This is a genomic window from Devosia sp. (assembly GCF_028290645.1).
Taxonomy (GTDB): domain Bacteria; phylum Pseudomonadota; class Alphaproteobacteria; order Rhizobiales; family Devosiaceae; genus Devosia_A.
The window spans coordinates 1-5,015 of sequence record NZ_JAQGJL010000212.1 but is presented as its reverse complement, the minus strand read 5'-3'; the positions used below and the strand labels follow the sequence as shown (position 1 = coordinate 5,015).

Annotated in this window: 5 protein-coding genes; 1 reads left to right on the top strand and 4 read right to left on the bottom strand. The window is 66.9% G+C overall.

Features of this window, described 5'->3' with window-relative positions; all coding sequences use genetic code 11:
* The 3 genes from JWQ89_RS12100 to JWQ89_RS12090 all read right to left on the bottom strand — a co-directional run.
* Window positions 1-530, bottom strand: a 530-nt coding sequence (locus JWQ89_RS12100; protein WP_299641337.1) for an ABC transporter permease subunit, incomplete at its 3' end; no start/stop codon positions are given.
* Window positions 527-1,492, bottom strand: a complete 966-nt coding sequence (locus JWQ89_RS12095) for a sugar ABC transporter permease (RefSeq protein ID WP_299641336.1) — start codon at window positions 1,490-1,492, stop codon at window positions 527-529. The genes JWQ89_RS12095 and JWQ89_RS12100, both read right to left, overlap by 4 nt.
* Window positions 1,492-2,787 (bottom strand): extracellular solute-binding protein, encoded by a 1,296-nt coding sequence (locus JWQ89_RS12090; RefSeq protein WP_299641334.1) that lies wholly within the window; start codon window positions 2,785-2,787, stop codon window positions 1,492-1,494. Before JWQ89_RS12090 ends, JWQ89_RS12095 begins: the two co-directional genes overlap by 1 nt.
* A 261-nt stretch (window positions 2,788-3,048) precedes the next feature.
* On the opposite strand from JWQ89_RS12090, the gene JWQ89_RS12085 reads away from it, so the two are divergent.
* Entirely contained in the window at window positions 3,049-4,233 is a 1,185-nt protein-coding gene (locus tag JWQ89_RS12085; protein WP_299641332.1) for a nucleotidyltransferase family protein, read from the top strand.
* Here JWQ89_RS12085 and JWQ89_RS12080 read toward each other — a convergent pair.
* Window positions 4,199-5,015, bottom strand: an 817-nt coding sequence (locus JWQ89_RS12080) for a tetratricopeptide repeat protein (protein WP_299641329.1), incomplete at its 5' end; no start/stop codon positions are given. The two genes, JWQ89_RS12085 and JWQ89_RS12080, sit on opposite strands and share 35 nt — an antisense overlap.

Here is a 5,015-nt window from a genome sequence, read left to right as displayed (position 1 = left end):
GGCCCGCAGCCATCGATCTTGGCCGCTTCGTCGAGTTCCTTCGGGAAATCCTCGAGGAAGTACTTCACGAGGACGATCGACCAGGCGAAGCTCAGCCCGATGTAGGGGACCAGCACCGAGAGCAGGTTGTCGATCAGCCCGAGTTCCCGCCAGAGCTGGAACAGCGGGATGATCACCACCTGCTGGGGCAGCACGAACGCGTTGATGATGATGATCAGCAGCAGGCGCCGGAACGGGAATTTCAGGAAATGGAAGGCGTAGGCGGCGGCCGGCGTCAGCAGCATGGTAGCGGCGGTGGCGATGGCGGCGAGCTGGGCGGTGGTCCAGAAGGCCTTGGCCAGCGGGTATTCGTCCCAGACCTTGAACCAGGCATCGAGGGTGAAGCTCAGCTCGTCGAGCCGCCACCAGCCGAGCGCCACTTCGCTGGGCGGGCGGATCGAGGTGACGACGATGCCGATGATCGGGATGATCCAGATGAAGGCGATGATGCCGGTGACCCAGACGGTCCAGCGCGGGATGCGGCCGATCATCTTGCACCTGCCGTACGCTGGATGATGGCGGGGATGGAGATGATGAGCACGGCGGCGAGCAGCACCACGGTGGCGGCGGCGCCGTAGCCGAGTTTGAACTGGGTCATCGACTCCCGGTACATGAAGTAGCCGACGGTCTCGGTGGCGCGCACCGGGCCGCCGCCGGTCAGGATGAAGATGATGTCGAAGGCGCGCAGCGCCCCGAGCAGGTTGATGAAGATGGCGACGCGCACGCCGGGCAGCGACAGCGGCATCATGATGTTGCGCATGATCTGCGTCGGGGTCGCGCCATCGAGATAGGCGGCTTCGAGCACGGTGCGCGGGATCGCCTGCACCGAGGCGAAGCAGAGCATCAGCGGGAGCCCTACCCCGCCCCACGACGCGGCGACGATCAGCGCGCCGAGCGCGGTATTGGGATCACCCAGCCAGGGATGCGAGAAGCCGGGGATGATGAGGCCGATGGCGGCATTGAGCAGGCCGGCGGAATCGGGACGGAGGATGCCGATCCACATGTACCCGGCGACCGCCTCGGAGATGCCGAAGGCGGCAAAGAACATCACCCGGAACGGTAGGGTCTGCCGCGGCGCGAACGAGCAGAGCATGGCGAGCAGCCAGCCGATCGAGACCGAGACGAACGTGGTGGCGACGGTGAAGATCAGTGTGGTCGAAATGGTATTGCGGAAGGCCGGGTCGGCGAACAGCCGGACGTAGTTGCCGAGCTCGACATACTTTGGCTTTCCCAGCCCCTTGATGTCGAAAAAGCTCAGCCGGATGGTCTCGACGAGCGGGTACACCACGGCGATGCCGAACAGCACCAGCACCGGGGCGATCAGCAGCCAGGCGGCGGGCCAATCGCCGATCCGCCAGCCGCGGGTGGCGAGCAGCTTGCGCCGCTCGCCTGCCACGCGGGAGGACCGCTCGGCGTCGGTTGCCGTCGCGCTTGCTGCGACGGTTTCGTGCATCAGTAGGCTTCCGCCGCTTTGGCCTCGATGGCGGCGGTGACCGCATCGATATTGGCGTCGGATGGATCCTGCAGGAACTTCTGCAGCTGCACGCGGTATTCATCGACGAGATCGCCGGGGAGCAGGTCGCCGAGGACGAACTGCACCTTGGACTGCGCCACCGCGGCGGTGGCGATCTGCTGCACCGGGCCGAGCAGCGAATTGTCGGCTGCCGAGCTCGGGGAGGCGTAGCCGTAGCCGGCCATCAGGTTGGCGGCGTCGGCGCTGACGATGAAATCGAGGAAGGCGTCGGCGACCGCCGGGTTCTTGCCGTTGGCGGTGACGTTCAGTTCCTTGGTGTCGACGCTCGAGGTGTCGTCGAAGCCGGCGCCGAGGGAGGGGAACTGCAGGAGGCCGTAGTCGACACCCTCCTGCAGGTCGTAGTCGTTCTTGGCGCGGGCGTTATTCCACATGCCGATCATGGTGTAGGCGGAGGTCTTGGCCTTGAACACCGAGTCAGAGGCCGCGTCCCATTCGTTGGCGAGCATGGTGGCGGGATCGCCGCAGCAGCCGGCAGCGAGCAGTTCGGCATATTTCTTGAGCGCGCCCTTCACGGCCGGATCGGTCCAGGGGATTTCGTGGCGGGCGAGCTTTGCGGCCGTTTCGACGCCGGCAGTGCGCAGCAGCAGGGTCTCGAACCATTCGGCATGGGCCCAGTACTTGGCGCCGATGGCGATGGGGGTGGCGTAGCCGGCGGACTCGAGCTTGTCGAAACTGGCGACGAACTCGTCCCAGGTCTTGGGCGGCTCGATGCCGGCCTTGGTCATCGCCTCGGTGGCGTACCAGATGCCGGAGCGGTCGCCATAGGTGTAGGTGAGGCCGTAGGCGACGCCGTCGATGGAGCCGAGGTCCTTCCAGGACTGGTTGAGCTTGCCGTCCCAGTTGTAGGTGGCCCATTGCTCGTCGATGGGGCGCAGGATGCCGGCATCGACCAGCTCGGCGCGGAAGGCGGGCCAGGTGTTGATCAGCACGTCCACCACTTCGCCGCCGAGCAGCGCGGTGCGGATGCCGCCGCGGGCATCGCCCTGGGCGGTGATATTGAGTTCACGGACGGTGACGCCGGGGTTCTTGGCGACGAAGGCCTCCTCGACCTTCTTCCACATCTCGGCATCGGTGCCGCCCTGCCATTGCAGGATAACGACCTCGCCGCTCAAATCCTGCGCCAGCGCCGGCGAAGCGGCGAGCAGAACGGCCAGGCTGACGCCGGCCAGGACGGTGCGTCGACGGATTCCGGTCGTGATTGCACTCATGGTCATTGGTTCCTCCTCCTTGATCCGGCCATCACGGCCGTTCTCCCATCAAGTTAGTTGAAACGTTATCATCTAAGTTGAGGATTGCAAGCCATGCCAGGACGCATGGCGGTGATTGCGCGGGGGAGCCAAGCGCGGGCGGAGTTGAATTGCGCTGTTCCGCGGTCTAATTCCGGCAGGGGAAATGGCGAGGGGCGCCGTTTCGAGGCCGTGTGTTCCGCCGGTGCTGGCGTTGATCAGGCGCGTCGGGAGTCCGGGAGCCAAGCCATGAGCACCGTCATGACCGGGAGCCCGGAGCGGCAGTGGTTTGCTTTCGGCGTGCTTTGCGACTGCCTGAACCTGGTGCCCTGGAGCGTCGACGGCGGGGACCTCCGGCGGCGCATCGGTGAGTTGGGCTGGGAGCAGTTGCTGGCGCTTGCCGACTATTATCGGCTGGGCTCGGCGCTGGTGCATGCGATCCGGGTGGCAGGGCTGGCTCCGGCGGTTCCAGCGCTGACGCTTCCGGACGGACGGATGACCATCACTGCCGAGTTCGCACGGCGCGACGCGGAGCACCTGCAGCGCCGGGAGGTGCTGGGGCAGCGGCTCGATGAACTGGCGCTGGCGTTCAACGCCGAGGGGATCGTGCCGATCGCCATCAAGGGCGGGCGCTCCGTCAGGCTCGGCAGCCCCGCTTGGCGCTCGCTGCGCGACCTTGACCTGCTGGTCCCGCATGGGCGCGCGCCGCGGGCGCAGGAGATCGCGTTCGGCATCGGCTATCGCGAGAGCGACACGCCGCGGCCGCGGATGTTCCATCATCATCAGCGCGAGCTTTATCGCGACGACATGCCGGGGTGGATCGAGATCCACCGGCGGGCGGGACTATCGCGGGTGGAGCAGTTCATTTCGACGCCGGAGGTGGTGGCCAGCGCGGCGATGGTCGAGGCGCTCGGTCGCGGACGCGTCGGCGTGCTGCCGGCGCATCTGCATGTGCTGCAGGGACTCATCCATCATCATGTCGGGCATCGGGCGGTGAAACGCGGGATCATCCATCCCAAGGGGCTCTACGAGTTTGCGGCGGAGATGGCGGCGCTCGATACGGGGGAACGGCAGCTGCTGGCGCGCCGCGCGGCGCGGCATCCGAGGCTCCTTGCGGTGTTCGAGCTGTGGACCGCGGCGGCGGTGGACCTGTTCGGGCTGCATCTCGAGGAGCCGCTGGCGGCGGACGCGAGCAACTGGTGGTCGGGGCTGCGCCGGAGGCTTGTCGAACGCGGGATCGACTCCTCGATCAGCACCGGCGCGGAAGACGAACTGCGCGCCGCGACGACGGCGGAGCGGATGCGGCGGGCGGCGGGCGGGGCGAGTGCGGCGAAGCGGCTGTACTGGCGTATAACCATGCCGCTGAGCTTCGTGAAGCGGCCGGTGCCGCCGTCTCTCGTCAGGCGGCCGCCGCGCCCAGGGCGAGGGCCTTGACGCGATAGGCGAGCTCGTCTGGGGCGGCGGCAAAGGCGCGAGCGAATGCATCGGCGGCTTGTTGCCGATTTTCCATCCGCAGATGCGCGACGCCAGCGAGATCGTGCGCGTAGCAGCCGAAGATGCGTATGTCGTGCGAGAGGTCGTCGTCGCAGATCGCCTCGGCATCCTGCGCCGTGAGCTGCGCGAGAACTTGAAGCGCCTCGCGGTAGTCGCCGCTGTTGACCAAGGCTCGCGCCTTGAGGAAGAGCAGCGACCAGTTTACCGGATGGACGGCGAGGCCCTCGTCTATGAGGGCGCGTGCGTCGTCGCCGCGCTGCAGCAACAGGCCCGCGAGGGTTTGCGCCAGCATGCCGCGCATGACGCGCGAACCGTGATCGCTGCGATGCTGCCCGCGCCCAAGTCCTTCCCTGGCAACAGCGACCGCCTCGGCGATCTCGCCGAGGCCGCCAAGCGTCTGCGCCAGATCGTTCCAGTAGTAGAGCCGATCGGGATTGATCCGCACCGCTTCGCGGAGCAGCGGCAGGTTTCGCCGGTACTTGGCGGTCATATCGCCTTCGTAGCCCAGGTGCGTGAGCATCGCGGCGTTGTCGACCACGCGCGCGCCGATGGCCTGTTGCAGGTGGTCGAGATCGGGGCGGATCGACTCGTGCATCGCCCCCTTGAACCGCAAGCGGGGATCGTTCCGGAACAGACGGTATTCGCGGTAAAGGGTTGAGGTCAGCGTTGCCCGGAAGCGAACGCGGGCGGCAAAGACGTCGGGGGGCTCGAGGCCATTGCGA

What these genes read in the sequence shown, in the direction of transcription:
- JWQ89_RS12095 (WP_299641336.1), bottom strand. Translation starts at nt 1,492, where the DNA reads ATGCACGAAACCGTCGCAGCAAGCGCGACGGCAACCGACGCCGAGCGG.
- JWQ89_RS12090 (WP_299641334.1), bottom strand. Translation starts at nt 2,787, where the DNA reads ATGACCATGAGTGCAATCACGACCGGAATCCGTCGACGCACCGTCCTG.
- JWQ89_RS12085 (WP_299641332.1), top strand. Translation starts at nt 3,049, where the DNA reads ATGAGCACCGTCATGACCGGGAGCCCGGAGCGGCAGTGGTTTGCTTTC.